This window comes from Blautia schinkii, from assembly GCF_013304825.1.
GTDB classification, from domain to species: domain Bacteria; phylum Bacillota; class Clostridia; order Lachnospirales; family Lachnospiraceae; genus Blautia_A; species Blautia_A schinkii_B.
Window position 1 is genome coordinate 95,346 of sequence record NZ_JAAWUO010000012.1, and the last position, 14,153, is coordinate 109,498.

The following is a 14,153-nucleotide window of genomic DNA, read 5'->3' on the forward strand; positions in this document are numbered from 1 at the left end:
GCTGTTATGGCAAAAGCAAAGAAAAAGAAATATTCGGCATCTGACAAAGCCATTTTAGGAATCGGATACGTACTTCTGGGTGCATTTGTACTTTCCATTCTGGTTCCGCTTTTATATGTTGTGATCGCATCCTTTATGGATCCGAATGTGCTGAACAGCCAGGGGATCAGCTTTGATGTGCGGAAGTGGACGATCGATGCGTACCGCAGAGTTCTTGAAAATAATATGATCTGGAGAGGCTTTGCAAACTCATTTTTTTATTCCCTGGTGTTTACCATTATTTCAGTTCTGGTAACTCTGCTGGCAGCATATCCAATGTCCAAGAAAGAATTTGTGGGAAGAAATTTCTTCAATGTTATTTTTCTCATTACCATGTTTTTCGGTGGAGGAATGATCCCGACTTTTATCCTGATCAATCAGTTGCATCTGGTAAATACAATCTGGGCAATCCTGCTTCCGGGTGCGTTTAATGTCTGGAACATGATCCTTGCCAGAACCTATTATCAGTCTATCCCCAAGGAACTCAGAGAGGCATCTGCCATTGACGGTGCCACGGAAATCGAGCATTTTTTCAAGATTATGATGCCGGTATGCAAACCGATCATCGCAGTGCTTGCACTGTGGTCCTTTGTAGGAATGTGGAACAGTTATTTTGACGCTATGATTTATTTGAATGATGCGAAACTGCAGCCATTGCAGCTGGTACTTCGTTCCATCCTTGTACAGAATACACCGCAGCCCGGAATGATCGCAGATATCCAGAGTACTGCACAGATGGCAAAGGTAGCGGAACTTCTGAAATATGCTACGATCATTGTATCAAGTTTACCGCTTCTGATCATGTATCCATTCTTCCAGAAATATTTTGACCAGGGCATTATGGTTGGTTCTGTAAAAGGCTGATGACAGGAGGTTGATAATGATGAAAAAAAGAATGAAGGCATTATTGGCAATCGGGCTTTCTGCAATTATAATGGTATGCAGTGCCGGATGTGGAAATGGAAAAGAACACATGAAAGCAGAAACAGATCCGGATACCCCGGTGGAAGATGTGTCCTTTCCTCTGAAAGAAAAAGCAGAGCTGTCTTTTATTACCAGTGCACCTGCAACATCTACACAGGAACCTAATGAAAGAACGATCTTTGAAAGACTGGAAAAGCAGACCAATGTCCACATTGACTGGACCTGTTTTGTATCGGATCAGTTTGATGACAAAAAAAATCTGGCGCTGGCACAGTTCGGAAATCTTCCGGATGGACTTTTTAACGCAGGGATGAGTGATTATGATCTTCTTCGTTATGCCAAACAGGGAATCATTATTCCGGTAGAAAATCTCATTGATAAATACATGCCGAATCTTAAGGCTGTATTTGAAAAATACCCGGAATACAGAACAATGTGTACAGCACCGGACGGACATATTTATTCTTTCCCATGGATCGAGCAGCTTGGTGCGGGGAAAGAAGCCATTCAGGCAATTGGAGATATTCCCTACATTAATAAAAAATGGCTGGATTATCTGAAGCTGGACGTTCCGACTACAACTGAGGAACTGGAACAGGTTCTGATCGCTTTCCGCGACAATGCAGATAAACTGGAAAAGAAATTCAACATTGAGGGTGGTGTGATCCCGATGTCCTTTATCATCAATAATGGTGATCAGGATCCTGCAATTCTCATCAACGGATTCGGAGAAGGATATGGTGACACCGGTGATCATTTTGCAGTGAAAGATGATGGAACCGTTATTTATACAACTGTACAGGAAGGCTATAAAGAAGGTATTCAGTGGCTCCATCAGCTGGTAGAAGAAAAGCTGGTGGATCCGGAGGCTTTTACCCAGGAATGGTCAACTTATGTTGCAAAAGGTAAGAACCACAGATATGGTCTGTGTTTCACCTGGGATATTGCAAATATTGATAACAATGAAGATTATGTAATGCTCCCGGCGCTGGCCGGTCCGGATGGTCTTGTAAATATCACAAGACAGAATAACAGTGAAACCAGTGGCTTTGACAGAGGACGCTGCGTTCTGACTACAAGCTGTCGAAATACGGCACTGGCAGCAGCATGGATCGATCAGATGTATGAACCGATCCAGTCTCCGCAGAATAACTGGGGTACTTACGGGGAAAAAGATTCATTTAATATCTTTGAGATGTCCGAGAATGCAGAAGGTGGTCAGATGCTGAAACATATGGATCTGGGAGATGCATCTCCGGTAGAGGTTCGTGAAGCACAGTCTGTAAACGGACCGTTGGCAATACTTAACGAGTATTACGATGTATATGTAACAGAGCCGGCAGATGCAAAATGGCGTCTCGACAATATGCACGAAACATATCTTAAGGATATGAACAGTAAATATGTGTATCCGAATGTATTTATGAGTATTGATGATACCAATAAAGTATCTCAGTATGACACGGATATCAAGAAGTATGCGGAACAGAAAAAAGCAGACTGGATCCTGAATGGCGGCATCGATAAAGAATGGGATTCCTATCTGAAAAAGATGGAGCAGTATGGACTGTCTGATTATCTGGCAATCAAACAGAAATATTTTGACCAGTATCAGAAGTCTCTTAGTGAGACAGAGAAATAAAAACAGAAAAAGATACCGGTCAGAAACATAAAAAGGAAAGAGAGAGCAGAGTATGAGTGAAAAACTTGAAAAAGCACGTCTTTATGAAATAGAGGAAGCAAAAAATATCCCGCAGGAAGAGAAACCGGCCTTTCATGTATCTGCACCGGTTGGCTGGATCAATGATCCCAATGGATTTTCTGTTTTTAAAGGAAAGGTACATCTTTTTTACCAGTATCATCCTTACAGCCGTGACTGGGGCCCTATGCACTGGGGCCACAGTGTGACGGAGGATATGATCAGATGGGAGCAGCTTCCTACAGCGCTTGCACCGGATCAGGAATATGATCGAGAGGGATGCTTTTCCGGAAGTGCTATTGAAGCGGATGGAAAACAGGCTTTGATCTACACAGGAGTTACAACAGAAAAGCTGCCGGATGGAAAAGAAGAAGTCCGGCAGAATCAGTGCCTTGCCTGGGGTGACGGAAAAGATTATGTAAAGGCAGAGAAAAATCCGGTAGTCACCGGGGATATGCTTCCGGAGAAATGCAGCAGAGTTGATTTCCGTGATCCGAAGGTATGGGAAGATAACGGAACATACCATATGCTCGTAGGATGCCGCAGCGAAGAAATTCCTGGACAGGTAGTTCTGTTTTCCAGTAAAGATCTGAAAGAATGGAAATTTGAAACAATTCTTGCGGAGAACTCCACAGGAGAAATCGGTGTTATGTGGGAATGCCCCGATTTCTTTCCGCTTGGGGATAAACATGTGCTGATCTGTTCTCCGCAGCATATGCGGGCAAAAGGGTATGAGTTTCATAATGGACATAATTCCCTATATTTTACGGGAGATTATGACAGCGAAAAACATACATTTGAAAAAGACGCACCGGTAAGTCTGGACTACGGACTTGATTTTTATGCGCCGCAGACAACCCTTCTTCCAGATGGAAGAAGAGTGATGATCGCCTGGATGAAATCCTGGGATAGCTGTGTGATCAAGGAAAAGCAGAGATGGCAGGGAATGATGACTCTTCCGAGAGAGCTGGAATATCGTGACGGAAAGATCTGGCAGAAGCCGGTCCGGGAAATTGAGAATTATCGGAAAAACCGTTGCTGTTATGAGAATGTAAAAGTGGGTGAGAGCTTAAGCCTTGAAGGCGTCCGTGGCCGAATGATCGATCTGACTGTGGAACTGCAGAACGCAGATGGCATCATGGATGGAAGCAGGAACTCCGGAAATCCAAATCAGGAAGCATTGGATGTGTACAATGAGTTCCGGATTGAGCTTGCACGCAATGAAGAATATACAACGGTCTTTACCTATGATCGAAAAAGACAGATACTGGAAATCGACAGAACCTGGAGCGGGGTGCAGCGTGATGTTATATGTACAAGAAAGCTCCAGATCACAGATGACAGACAAAATCTGAAGCTGCGTTTTATCCTGGATCGAAGCTCCATAGAGCTTTTTATCAATGATGGAAGCAAAACTGCGACTACCGTGATCCCAACACCAGTGGAAGCAGATGAGATCCTGTTTCACAGTGACGGAAATGCTGTGATCCAGGTTGAGAAATATGATATTGTGTTGTAGAAGCCTCTCAAATATTGACAATTTCTCTATTTTTGTATAACATAGGGGAAGTTGCTTACGCCGGATCAGGAGTTATTCGTATCTCCTGATCCGGCATATATTTACAGGAGAGGAACACAGGAATGTTTTATCAGTTAAAAATCACAAGAAAAGGAACGAAACCGCCGGTATGGAGACGTTGTACTGTTGCGGCTGACGTTACATTTGCAAATATGGCAGCCATGCTTGAAAAACTGGTTCAGTATCCGGCAGGCAGCCTATATGAGATTGAATTTTTTCAGAAAAAAGTACAGATCCGTGAGAACGGTGACGGAGAAGCGAAGAATAATTTCACATTATTAAATGCAGGCGAGACAGAGACTGCAGAGCTTATGGATTCCGAGAAATGGTTTACCTTCCGTCAGTATGGTGCGGATAAGGAAACTCCGGAATACAGAGTTGATATTGAGAAGAAAGACGAGGGAACAGCAGAAGCTCCTTCTATTATAAAAGAAGTAAAGGGTGAGGATGATCCGTACTGGACAGAGGCACCAGAGCTGGGATGCACTGTAGCAGTTGAAACTGAGGTGGAAACAGCCAAAGCATCTGAAGACATTGCTGCAACAGTAGCGGCAGTAGAGGCAGCAGCCAGAGCTGCAAAAGCAGATGAGGCAGCCACAGGCAGCAGAAGAAATCCTACAGTAAAAGATTTCCTCATGTCCTATCGTAAAGAAGACCTTCTCAGCATTGCAGGTGAGCTTGGACTTCACTGCAAGGGAATGGATCAGGAAGAGATCGCCGCAAAGGTTGCCGCAGAGGTTCTTAAACCGGAGGTTATGAAAGCAAGCTTCCTCGTAGCAGACGATCAGGAGGTACTGGCTTTTGAGGCGGCTATTCAGAGAAAATGCTTCCATGTTGCAGAGGATGAGTGGAATACATTAGAATGGCTGAACGATATGGGCTACCTTGTTTCCTACAGTGATGATTACGCAGAAGTTCCGGCAGAGGTTGTAGCTGTTTACGATCAGATCAATACACCGGAGTTCCAGACACTTCGCAGCCAGGTAAACTGGTTGAAGGATTGCCTTATTATGGTAAGCTATCTGTATGTATCTGCACCGGCAAAGACCGTATATGAGATGTTTAAGCAGAGAAAAGGCTTTGACATCGGATATGACAGATTCATCGAGCTGTATCATACCATTCCGGAGAAGGCCTGTATCTGTGAGCTTGCGGAGGATCAGCTGATTCTGAAATCCGCACTGGTCAATAACATTTACAAGGATATCGAGAGACGTCAGGGTGGACGGAAATTCTATATTCCGTCTGTAGATGAGATCCTGGATTATTCCGAAAACGGGTATCCAACAAAATCTGCTTCTTACCAGAGACTGGGCAGATTCCTGCTGGATGAGATAAAGGTTTCCGATGCAGTGAAGGATCAGGTACTGTTCTTTATTTACAAAGAATGCTCCATGGATGGCAGAATGTCAGCGATCATGGAAAACCTGAACCAGAAGGGGATCCAGTTTAACGATGAGCAGCTTGAGAAATTTACAAAGCTGATCATGGAGGCAAACAATAACACAAGAATGCTGGAATTCCGCGGTTACACACCGAATGAGATCTCAGGAGCAGTATGGCCGTTTGCCACAGGCAAGCCGCACACTGCAATGCCGAACAGCTTTGTGCCGACAGCAATGCCGATGCAGCCGGCATCTGCAAGAAAAATCTATCCCAACGATCCGTGTCCGTGCGGAAGCGGTAAGAAATATAAGAAGTGCTGCGGAAGAAGATAATTCTGCAGAAAATTTACCGTAATTCCGGAGCTGAAAGTTCCCATAGATCGTTGCGGAGCGACTGCGCTCATGAGTGAGCAGCGAACGCGGATGATCTGGTCCGATTTATCGTTTGATGCAGTATCTCCGGAAATACCATACAAATTAATATAAGACAGTTCGTTTGTACCATCCTGTCTATAAATAAAACCAGGGCTGAAGAAGATGTGAGAATCAGGGCAGACTCGTGGCGGGTCTGCCCTTTTTTTACTTTAACTGGATCAAGGCCGGGAATCCCGGCTTTTTTTATTTATGGAAATATCCGGGTGGTGTGACAGATCCAGAAGGAGGAAAAATTTATGTATCAGTTAAAAACAGAAGCAGATTTCGATTCGGCACACTTTCTGTCCGGTTACACCGGCAAATGTTCCAACATCCATGGTCATCGCTGGCATGTGGAGATTGAGATCGAAAGCCGGAAGCTGGAGAAAAACGGTCAGGGGCGAGGGATGCTGGTAGACTTCGGAGATCTGAAAAAGGATCTTCGGGAGCTGGCAGATTCCATGGATCACACGCTGATCTATGAAGAAAATACATTACGTCCGAAAACGCTGGAAGCACTGGATGAGGAAGGCTTTCATCTGGTGAAGGTTCCCTTTCGCCCTACAGCAGAGAATTTTTCAGAATATTTTTTCAGGAAAATGGAAGAAAAGGGCTATCCTGTAAAAAGAGCTGTTGTTTACGAAACACCAAATAACTGTGCAGCTTACCGGGAAACGGAAGAAGAAACGGAGGCGGTATGGCTATGAGTACCTATCAGGTTGTAGAGAAATTTGTCAGCATCAACGGAGAGGGCAGACGGGCAGGAGAGCTTGCCGCTTTTATCCGGTTTAAGGGCTGCAATCTTCAGTGCAGCTATTGTGATACCAGCTGGGCAAATGAGCCGGGATGTGAGAGTGAAAGGCTGACAGAAGAAGAGCTCCTTTCCTGGATCCGTGAAACAGGCGTAAAAAATGTGACACTTACAGGCGGGGAACCACTTTTACGGAAAGGCATGGAGGAGCTGATCGAGGCAATCCTGGAGGATCCATTCCGGCGGGTGGAGATTGAGACCAATGGAAGCGTAGATCTGAAGCCTTATCATATATTAAAAAAACGTCCGTCCTTTACCATGGATTATAAAGCACCGGACAGCGGCATGGAAAAAGAGATGCTCCTTTCCAATCTGGAGCTTCTGGGCAGTGAGGATACGCTGAAATTCGTGGTCAGCAGCCGCAGAGATATGGAAAAAGCTCTGGAAATCCTGGAAAAGTACAGGCTGGTCGGAAAAACGGCAGTTTATTTCAGCCCTGTTTTCGGCAGGATCCAGCCGGTGGAGATCGTGGATTTCCTTATGGAAAAAAAGCTCAACGATGTAAAGCTTCAGATCCAGCTTCATAAGGTGATCTGGGACCCGCAGAAACGGGGAGTATGACAGGAAAACATATCACAATATAACAAGAAATACCGCAGAAAAGGAGAACGCTATGAAAGCACTTGTACTTGCAAGCGGCGGTGTGGATTCCACCACCTGCCTGGGGCTTGCCGTAAACAAATATGGAAAAGAGAATGTAATTGCATTAACAGTAGCTTACGGACAGAAGCACACAAAAGAAATCGAGGCTGCCAGAAAAACAGCAGAATATTACGGAGTGGAGCATCTTTATCTGGATCTGGAGCCGATCTTCCGGTACAGTGACTGCTCGCTGCTGAAGCATTCAGACAGAGAGATCCCGCACGAAAGCTATGCAGAGCAGCTGAAGGAAACCGATGGCTCACCGGTTTCAACCTATGTGCCGTTCCGGAACGGATTATTTCTTTCCTCGGCAGCAAGTATTGCGCTGTCAAAAAACTGCAGTGTGATCTATTACGGAGCACATGCGGATGATGCAGCCGGAAATGCATATCCGGACTGCAGCAGTGCGTTTCACAATGCGATCAACGAGGCGATCTATCAGGGAAGCGGCGGCCAGCTGAAGGTTGAGGCGCCTTTTGTCAGCTGCACAAAGGCAGAGGTCGTAAAAACCGGCCTGGAGCTGAATGTTCCTTATGAACTGACCTGGAGCTGTTACGAAGGCGGCGAAAAGCCCTGCGGTGTGTGTGGAACCTGTATTGACAGAGCAGAGGCATTCCGGCTCAATGGAGTGAAGGATCCGGCACTTGACAGATAGATCGGATCATAAATATCCGTTTGACCATAGAAAGGAAAAAAATATGAGCAGAAAAAACCTGGAAAAAGAAGGGATCACCCTTCTCGGAAATCAGAAAGTAAAATATCCGGACAATTATGCTCCGGAGGTACTGGAAACATTTTTGAACAAGCACCCGGACAACGATTACTTTGTAAAATTTAACTGCCCGGAATTTACAAGCCTTTGTCCCATTACCGGACAGCCGGATTTCGCGACGATCACGATATCCTACGTACCCGGTGAAAAAATGGTGGAGAGCAAATCTCTGAAGCTGTATCTTTTCAGCTTCCGCAATCACGGAGATTTTCATGAGGATTGCGTGAACATCATTATGAAGGATCTGATCCGTCTTATGGACCCGAAATACATTGAGGTCTGGGGAAAATTTACTCCGAGAGGCGGCATTTCCATTGATCCCTACTGCAATTATGGAAAGGCCGGAACCAGATGGGAGGAGATTGCCTGGAAACGCCTTGCAGAGCATGACATGTACCCGGAAAAGATCGATAACCGGTAGAAAAACAAAAAGTCCCTGTTTTTACTGCGAAAAGCAATGAAAGCAGGGGCTTTTTGTTTAGTGTGCCTGACAGCGTAGGCTTATCTTTATGACAGCCGGATGCATTCTGATTCTGTGCCAAACAGATCAGCGATCACATCGTGCACGGTTTCGATCTTATCTGCCATATAGGCCTTTGCTCCGCAGAACAGCAGGCCGTTTTCCACGTCGCCCTTTACGGCGGCGATCAGCTTGTCTGTAATGCAGTAAGGGATCTCGCCGGGGGAACATTTGGCAAGGCAGCGGTGGCATGGGCTGTGTGGGATTTTTTCACCGGCCATGACGTGCTGCATGAAGGGATTCATAATGGCACGTCCCGGCATACCTACCGGGCTTTTTACAATGGCAATGTCGTCCTTTGCGGCGTGGATCAGGGATTCTTTCAGCCGGATGTCTGCGTCACATTCTTCCGTTGGGATAAAGCGGGTGGCGACCTGAACGCCGTCCACACCAAGATCAAGGACATGCTTTACATCCTCGTGCGTGGCGATGCCGCCGGCAGCTACTACAGGGATTTCCGTGCCGAATTTTGCGGCATAGCTTTTTACAGTCTGGACGATCTTTCGGATCTCATTGTCGTAGGCTTCCGGTGTATAGGAATCCAGCTCTTCCTTGTGGAAGCCCAGATGACCGCCTGCCTGGGGACCTTCGATCACCACAAGATCTGCAGTGCGTTTGTACTTTCTTTCCCAGTATTTCAGGATAATCTTTGCAGATTTGTCCGTTGAGACAATGGGGGCGATCTTTGTTTTGCTTCCGCTGACAAGAGCAGGGAGCTCTGTAGGAAGTCCTGCACCGGAGATGATCAGGTCAGCACCGGCCTGGACAGCTGCCTTTACATGAGATGCATACTCTTTCAGTGCAACCATGATGTTGTAGCCAATGATACCGTCAGGAGAAATCCTGCGTGCTTTTTTCATCTCGGACAGGATAGCCCGCTGGTTGGCTTCTTCGGTATTCCGGTCGAAATCCTTTTCGCGGTAGCCGATCTGAGCGGTGGAAATGATTCCGATTCCGCCTTCCTTTGCAACGGTGCCTGCCAGCCGGCCAAGGCTGATGCCGACACCCATTCCACCCTGGATCAGGGGAAATCTCGTAAGTTTATCACCGATTTTAAAATTCTTCATAATGATCAGATCCTCACATTCATTTGCGTTCTTTAAATGATTTTAATATAAAATAGTTTTATCATCAAAGTATATCATAACGGAGAAATTTGTCAATGTATATGTAGGAAGGTTGGCTCAGGGAGATGTGGTGATTTGTCGGTATAGCTTTTCGGAATAAGAAAAGGGTGAGCTGACAGCATTACGCTGTGTAGTCTCACCCTTTTTATGTGTGATGAAATCTAAAACTGTAAAGCAGTAGACTGTAGCTGAACTCCGTCTGGCAAAATCAGAATTTAAACAGATTCAGACCGATCTCTTCGTTGAACTCACGACCGATTTCTCCGTCGATCACCTGGATCTGGATCTCGGCGGTAGCACTGATGATGGCACGGTTCAGATGGCCGCCGTGTACAAGGCCTTTTTCGTCACCGGCCGCGATATGGAGATGAAGATAAACGTCACCGTCTTTACGGGTAACGGTACCGGTAAGAGAAACAATCTCATAAGCTCCCTGAAACTGGATAGAGTGGTATTCCTTTGTTACGGTGTTGTATACACCTGCAGTGAAATCATTGATGGCACCAAGGCCTGTGACCTGTGCAAGGCGGATGTTCTCTTTCTCTGCAACCTTGCCGATCTCCTCCAGGATCTCTTCCTTCGGATCAAGTCGAAGATAGATCGTGTTTCCAAAACGTCTGTATTCCATGATAAAAAACCTCCCTGTAAATTTTTTGATTTTCCCATTGTCTGAGTATGATTCCAGTATAATACATTCATGTTTTTATTCAATAGTTACATTAATCAGATTACAGCACTTCCGGAAATCACTGCATCATGCTCTGTCCAACTTCTTTTTAACCGAATCAAGTAAGTCCCCTGCTTCAATTGCGAGGAGCAATAAGCAGTGGGTGGGACTTACTTGTATCAGGAGGGGTACAAGCCCCTCCTGATAAACTGCGGAGCAGTTATTCGGTTATGAGCAAGTAGCGAAAGCGGATTGCGAATATCCGATTGACTTTATTAATTTCTGGAATTGCTATAGGTGTATTTTTTACATGTTCAGATTTTTTACATGAAAAAAAGGACTAAACCGATGAAAATATTGAATTTATATTTTTACCGGCTTTTTTTATAATGATTTTCATAAAGAACGGAATGTAAGAACTGTAAACTGGAAGCAGCAGGGAAAGGGTGAAAGTATGAAAAAAAGATTTGGTCAGATGATCAAGGTAAAACCGGAAAAGCTTGCCGAATATAAAAAATGGCATGCAAATCCAATGCCGGGCGTAAATGAAATGATCAAAGAATGCGGCCTGAAAAATTATTCTATCTACAGCAGAGGAGAATATCTTTTTACATATTTTGAGTACGAAGGCGAAGATTTCGATGCAGATATGGCAAAGATGGCAGCAGATCCGGCAACACAAAGATGGTGGGATGTTGTAAAACCGCTGATGTCACCCCTTCCTGACAGAGCAGAGGGCGAATTCTGGTCAGATATGGAAGAAATTTATCACCTTAACTAATAAGCAAAAGCAATAGATATGGAGGAAAAGAAACATGAACAGTAGAGAAAGATTTATCGCAACTGTAGAAAGAAAACCGGTAGACAGACCGGCCTGCTGGCTGGGTGATCCGACACCGGAGGCAGTTCCTGCACTTTGCGATTACTACCATGTAGACAATATCAAAGAACTGAAAAAAGTATGCGGAGATGACTTCTACGCAGTAGAGATCCCGTACAAATCCCCGACATGCTCCGCAATTTTCGCGGCATTTGACTGGTATATGAACGGAAGCAATGTAGATACAGAGCACAGAACACTGACAGCAGACGGATGCTTTGCACAGTGTGAGGATCTTGAAGATGTGGAGGCAGTGAATTTCCCATGGCCGGATCCGGAGCTTTATATCGATCCGGAAGAGTGCCGCCGTCTTGTTGATGAGGCACCGGATGATAAAGTAGTTATGGGTATGCTCTGGGCCTGCCACTTCCAGGATACCTGTGCTGCATTCGGAATGCAGACATGCCTTATGAACATGGTTGCAGAGCCTGAGATGGTACATTATGTAGATGATCATATTGTAGATTTTTATCTGAAAGCTCTTAAGATTTTCCTTGAGGCAACAAAAGGTAAAGTACAGGCAATCCTCATCGGTGATGATGTAGGAAGTCAGAGAGGCCTGATGATCAGCCCGGCTCTTATCAGCGAGTTCGTTATTCCCGGAGCAAAGAAACTTATCGATCTGGCACACAGCTATGGCGTAAAGGTTGTATATCATTCCTGCGGATCTATTGTTGAAGCTATCCCGCTTCTCATTGAGGCTGGCGTTGATGTTATCCATCCGATCCAGGCACTTGCAGCAGGTATGGATCCTGCAAACCTGAAAGATAAATTCGACGGAAAGATTTCTTTCTGCGGCGGTGTTGATACACAGGATCTTCTTCCGAACGGAACACCGGAGCAGGTAGCTGCAAAGGTTAAAGAGCTTCGTACCTACTTCCCGACAGGCCTTATCGTATCACCAAGCCATGAGGGATTACAGCCGGATGTTCCGCCAAGCAATATCAAGGCGCTGTTTGACGAAGCAACCAAGATCTACGAATAGGGAGGAAGAAAAATATGATTATTATTGGAGAAAAAATCAACGGTTCCATTCCTTCTGTTGCAGAGGCTATTGCAAAAAGAGATGCGGAGTTTATCAAAGACCGTGCAAGAAAACAGGCAGAGGCCGGAGCAACATTTATCGATTGCTGTGCATCTGTTCCGGAGGAAGAGGAAGTTGAAACACTGAAATGGATGATCGACTGTATTCAGGAAGTAACAGACCTTCCGATTTCTGTGGATAGTCCAAGTGCTGATGTACTGATTCAGGCTTATAAATTCTGTAAACGTCCGGGACTTTTCAATTCTGTATCCGGCGAGGGCGACAAGATCGACAAGATTTTCCCTGTTATGGCACAGGAAGAAAATAAAGGCTGGGAAGTTATCGCTCTTCTCAGTGATGATACCGGAATCCCGAAAAATGCAGCAGACAGACTTCGCGTATTTGATAAGATCATGGCAAAAGCCAAAGAGTACGGAATCGCTCCATCCAGGATCCACATTGATCCGCTGGTAGAGATGCTTTGTACATCTGAGAACGGAATTGAGACAAATATCGAAGTTATCACTTCTGTTCGTGAGCAGTATCCGTCCATTCACATTACAGCAGCGATCAGCAATATTTCTTTCAACCTGCCGGTTCGTAAGCTGATCAACCTTGGATTTATGGTACTGGCTATGAATGCCGGACTGGACAGTGGAATCCTTGATCCGACAAACAGAGACATGCTTGGCCTTATTTATGCAACAGAAGCTCTTCTTGGAGAAGATGACTACTGTATGGAGTACATCGGAGCATACAGAGAGGGTCTTATTGGACCTGTAAAAAAATAATCAGGATCCCTTCAGGTTTGCAGAGCCTGCGGAGGACTCTGCAAACGAATCCCATAAAAAATACGATAAAAGCTGAGATGAGTGCGAAAAATTATCAGCCTGTCCGTAGCAAATAATGAATATACATAATATTTGGAGGTAGAACAATGTCAAAAATCGAAGAAGTTGCAAAATTAGTAGAAATCGGTAAAGCGAAACTGGTAGGAAAAGCAGTGCAGGAAGCTCTTGATGAAGGCTGCGATCCACAGGAGATCTTAAATAAAGGTATGATCGATGCCATGGCTGTTGTAGGTGAGAAGTTCAAAAATAATGAGATCTTTGTACCTGAGATGCTGGTAGCAGCAAGAGCCATGAAAAAAGGTGTTGAGGTTCTGAAACCGCATCTTGCATCCGGAGCTACAGGCGTAAAGGGTAAACTTATCATTGCAACAGTAGCAGGAGACCTTCATGATATCGGTAAAAACCTTGTTGCCATGATGATCGAGAGTGCAGGCTTCGAGGTTATCGACCTTGGTGTTGACGTTTCCAATGACAAGATCATCGAGTGCTACAGAGAGAACCCGGATACAAAGATCATCGCTCTTTCCGCTCTTCTTACAACAACAATGCCTGCACTTCGTGATGCTGTAGATGCACTGAACAAATCTGATTTCAGAAGCAATATCAAGGTTATGGTCGGCGGAGCACCGATCACTCAGGAATTCGCAGACGAGATCGGCGCAGACGGATATTCCGAGGATGCTGCAAGTGCTGCAACACTGGCAAATCAGCTGATCGGAGCATAACTGAATAATCCAACCGCTTATGATAAACCTATGCCATCAGGGATACCGTATGGAACAGAATTCAGAGATTCTGTTCATGCGGCATCCCTTTTGG

Annotated in this window: 14 protein-coding genes; 12 read left to right on the forward strand and 2 right to left on the reverse strand. The window is 45.2% G+C overall.

All coding sequences use genetic code 11. The annotated features are described in order from the left end of the window. Positions 1-6 precede the first annotated feature (6 nt). The 8 genes from HFM85_RS10595 to queF all read left to right on the forward strand — a co-directional run bounded on the left by HFM85_RS10595 (position 7) and on the right by queF (position 8,686). On the forward strand, positions 7-903 hold the full coding sequence (locus HFM85_RS10595; protein ID WP_015526648.1) for a carbohydrate ABC transporter permease: 897 nt from the start codon (positions 7-9) through the stop codon (positions 901-903). Positions 904-973: 70 nt separating this feature from the next. Beyond that, positions 974-2,605 carry a type 2 periplasmic-binding domain-containing protein gene (locus HFM85_RS10600; protein ID WP_408609591.1) on the forward strand — a complete coding sequence of 544 codons (1,632 nt, stop codon included), beginning with the start codon at positions 974-976 and terminating at the stop codon, positions 2,603-2,605. 52 nt (positions 2,606-2,657) lie between these two features. Then, the gene (locus HFM85_RS10605) at positions 2,658-4,181 is read left to right on the forward strand and encodes a glycoside hydrolase family 32 protein (protein WP_173738069.1); all 1,524 of its coding nucleotides are present in this window, start codon (positions 2,658-2,660) and stop codon (positions 4,179-4,181) included. 122 nt (positions 4,182-4,303) lie between these two features. Beyond that, the gene (locus HFM85_RS10610; protein WP_173738068.1) at positions 4,304-5,959 is read left to right on the forward strand and encodes a YecA family protein; all 1,656 of its coding nucleotides are present in this window, start codon (positions 4,304-4,306) and stop codon (positions 5,957-5,959) included. A 338-nt stretch (positions 5,960-6,297) separates the two neighbouring features. Next, on the forward strand, positions 6,298-6,747 hold the full coding sequence (queD, locus tag HFM85_RS10615; RefSeq protein WP_021976186.1) for a 6-carboxytetrahydropterin synthase QueD: 450 nt from the start codon (positions 6,298-6,300) through the stop codon (positions 6,745-6,747). Continuing rightward, a complete protein-coding gene (gene queE / locus HFM85_RS10620; RefSeq protein ID WP_173738067.1) occupies positions 6,744-7,412 on the forward strand; it encodes a putative 7-carboxy-7-deazaguanine synthase QueE in 669 nt (222 codons plus the stop codon). Before queD ends, queE begins: the two co-directional genes overlap by 4 nt. Positions 7,413-7,431: 19 nt before the next feature. After that, a complete protein-coding gene (gene queC / locus HFM85_RS10625; protein ID WP_256164017.1) occupies positions 7,432-8,148 on the forward strand; it encodes a 7-cyano-7-deazaguanine synthase QueC in 717 nt (238 codons plus the stop codon). A 43-nt stretch (positions 8,149-8,191) separates the two neighbouring features. Next, positions 8,192-8,686: a preQ(1) synthase gene (gene queF / locus HFM85_RS10630; RefSeq protein WP_173738066.1), complete on the forward strand. Its 495-nt coding sequence runs from the start codon at positions 8,192-8,194 to the stop codon at positions 8,684-8,686. An 86-nt stretch (positions 8,687-8,772) separates the two neighbouring features. Here queF and HFM85_RS10635 read toward each other — a convergent pair whose 3' ends face one another. Continuing rightward, positions 8,773-9,852 carry an NAD(P)H-dependent flavin oxidoreductase gene (locus HFM85_RS10635; RefSeq protein ID WP_173738065.1) on the reverse strand — a complete coding sequence of 360 codons (1,080 nt, stop codon included), beginning with the start codon at positions 9,850-9,852 and terminating at the stop codon, positions 8,773-8,775. 268 nt (positions 9,853-10,120) lie between these two features. Beyond that, a complete protein-coding gene (locus HFM85_RS10640) occupies positions 10,121-10,540 on the reverse strand; it encodes a PPC domain-containing DNA-binding protein (RefSeq protein ID WP_173738064.1) in 420 nt (139 codons plus the stop codon). A gap of 493 nt (positions 10,541-11,033) precedes the next feature. Here HFM85_RS10640 and HFM85_RS10645 point away from each other — a divergent pair, with 493 nt between their 5' ends. The 4 genes from HFM85_RS10645 to HFM85_RS10660 all read left to right on the forward strand — a co-directional run bounded on the left by HFM85_RS10645 (position 11,034) and on the right by HFM85_RS10660 (position 14,059). Beyond that, complete coding sequence (locus HFM85_RS10645; RefSeq protein WP_059086402.1) at positions 11,034-11,360, forward strand: L-rhamnose mutarotase; 327 nt, start codon at positions 11,034-11,036, stop codon at positions 11,358-11,360. A 34-nt stretch (positions 11,361-11,394) separates the two neighbouring features. After that, positions 11,395-12,444, forward strand: a complete 1,050-nt coding sequence (locus tag HFM85_RS10650) for a uroporphyrinogen decarboxylase family protein (RefSeq protein WP_015526635.1) — start codon at positions 11,395-11,397, stop codon at positions 12,442-12,444. A 14-nt stretch (positions 12,445-12,458) separates the two neighbouring features. Then, a complete protein-coding gene (locus tag HFM85_RS10655; protein WP_015526634.1) occupies positions 12,459-13,274 on the forward strand; it encodes a methyltetrahydrofolate cobalamin methyltransferase in 816 nt (271 codons plus the stop codon). Positions 13,275-13,420: 146 nt separating this feature from the next. Continuing rightward, a complete protein-coding gene (locus HFM85_RS10660) occupies positions 13,421-14,059 on the forward strand; it encodes a corrinoid protein (protein ID WP_015526633.1) in 639 nt (212 codons plus the stop codon). The last annotated feature ends 94 nt before the right edge of the window (positions 14,060-14,153 follow it).

Bases quoted from the DNA above. Each gene is read 5' to 3' on its own strand.
- HFM85_RS10655 (WP_015526634.1), top strand. From the start codon at position 12,459: ATGATTATTATTGGAGAAAAAATCAACGGTTCCATTCCTTCTGTTGCA.
- HFM85_RS10635 (WP_173738065.1), bottom strand. From the start codon at position 9,852: ATGAAGAATTTTAAAATCGGTGATAAACTTACGAGATTTCCCCTGATC.
- queE (WP_173738067.1), top strand. From the start codon at position 6,744: ATGAGTACCTATCAGGTTGTAGAGAAATTTGTCAGCATCAACGGAGAG.
- queD (WP_021976186.1), top strand. From the start codon at position 6,298: ATGTATCAGTTAAAAACAGAAGCAGATTTCGATTCGGCACACTTTCTG.
- HFM85_RS10600 (WP_408609591.1), top strand. From the start codon at position 974: ATGGTATGCAGTGCCGGATGTGGAAATGGAAAAGAACACATGAAAGCA.
- HFM85_RS10610 (WP_173738068.1), top strand. From the start codon at position 4,304: ATGTTTTATCAGTTAAAAATCACAAGAAAAGGAACGAAACCGCCGGTA.
- HFM85_RS10660 (WP_015526633.1), top strand. From the start codon at position 13,421: ATGTCAAAAATCGAAGAAGTTGCAAAATTAGTAGAAATCGGTAAAGCG.
- HFM85_RS10595 (WP_015526648.1), top strand. From the start codon at position 7: ATGGCAAAAGCAAAGAAAAAGAAATATTCGGCATCTGACAAAGCCATT.
- HFM85_RS10605 (WP_173738069.1), top strand. From the start codon at position 2,658: ATGAGTGAAAAACTTGAAAAAGCACGTCTTTATGAAATAGAGGAAGCA.
- HFM85_RS10650 (WP_015526635.1), top strand. From the start codon at position 11,395: ATGAACAGTAGAGAAAGATTTATCGCAACTGTAGAAAGAAAACCGGTA.
- queF (WP_173738066.1), top strand. From the start codon at position 8,192: ATGAGCAGAAAAAACCTGGAAAAAGAAGGGATCACCCTTCTCGGAAAT.
- HFM85_RS10645 (WP_059086402.1), top strand. From the start codon at position 11,034: ATGAAAAAAAGATTTGGTCAGATGATCAAGGTAAAACCGGAAAAGCTT.
- HFM85_RS10640 (WP_173738064.1), bottom strand. From the start codon at position 10,540: ATGGAATACAGACGTTTTGGAAACACGATCTATCTTCGACTTGATCCG.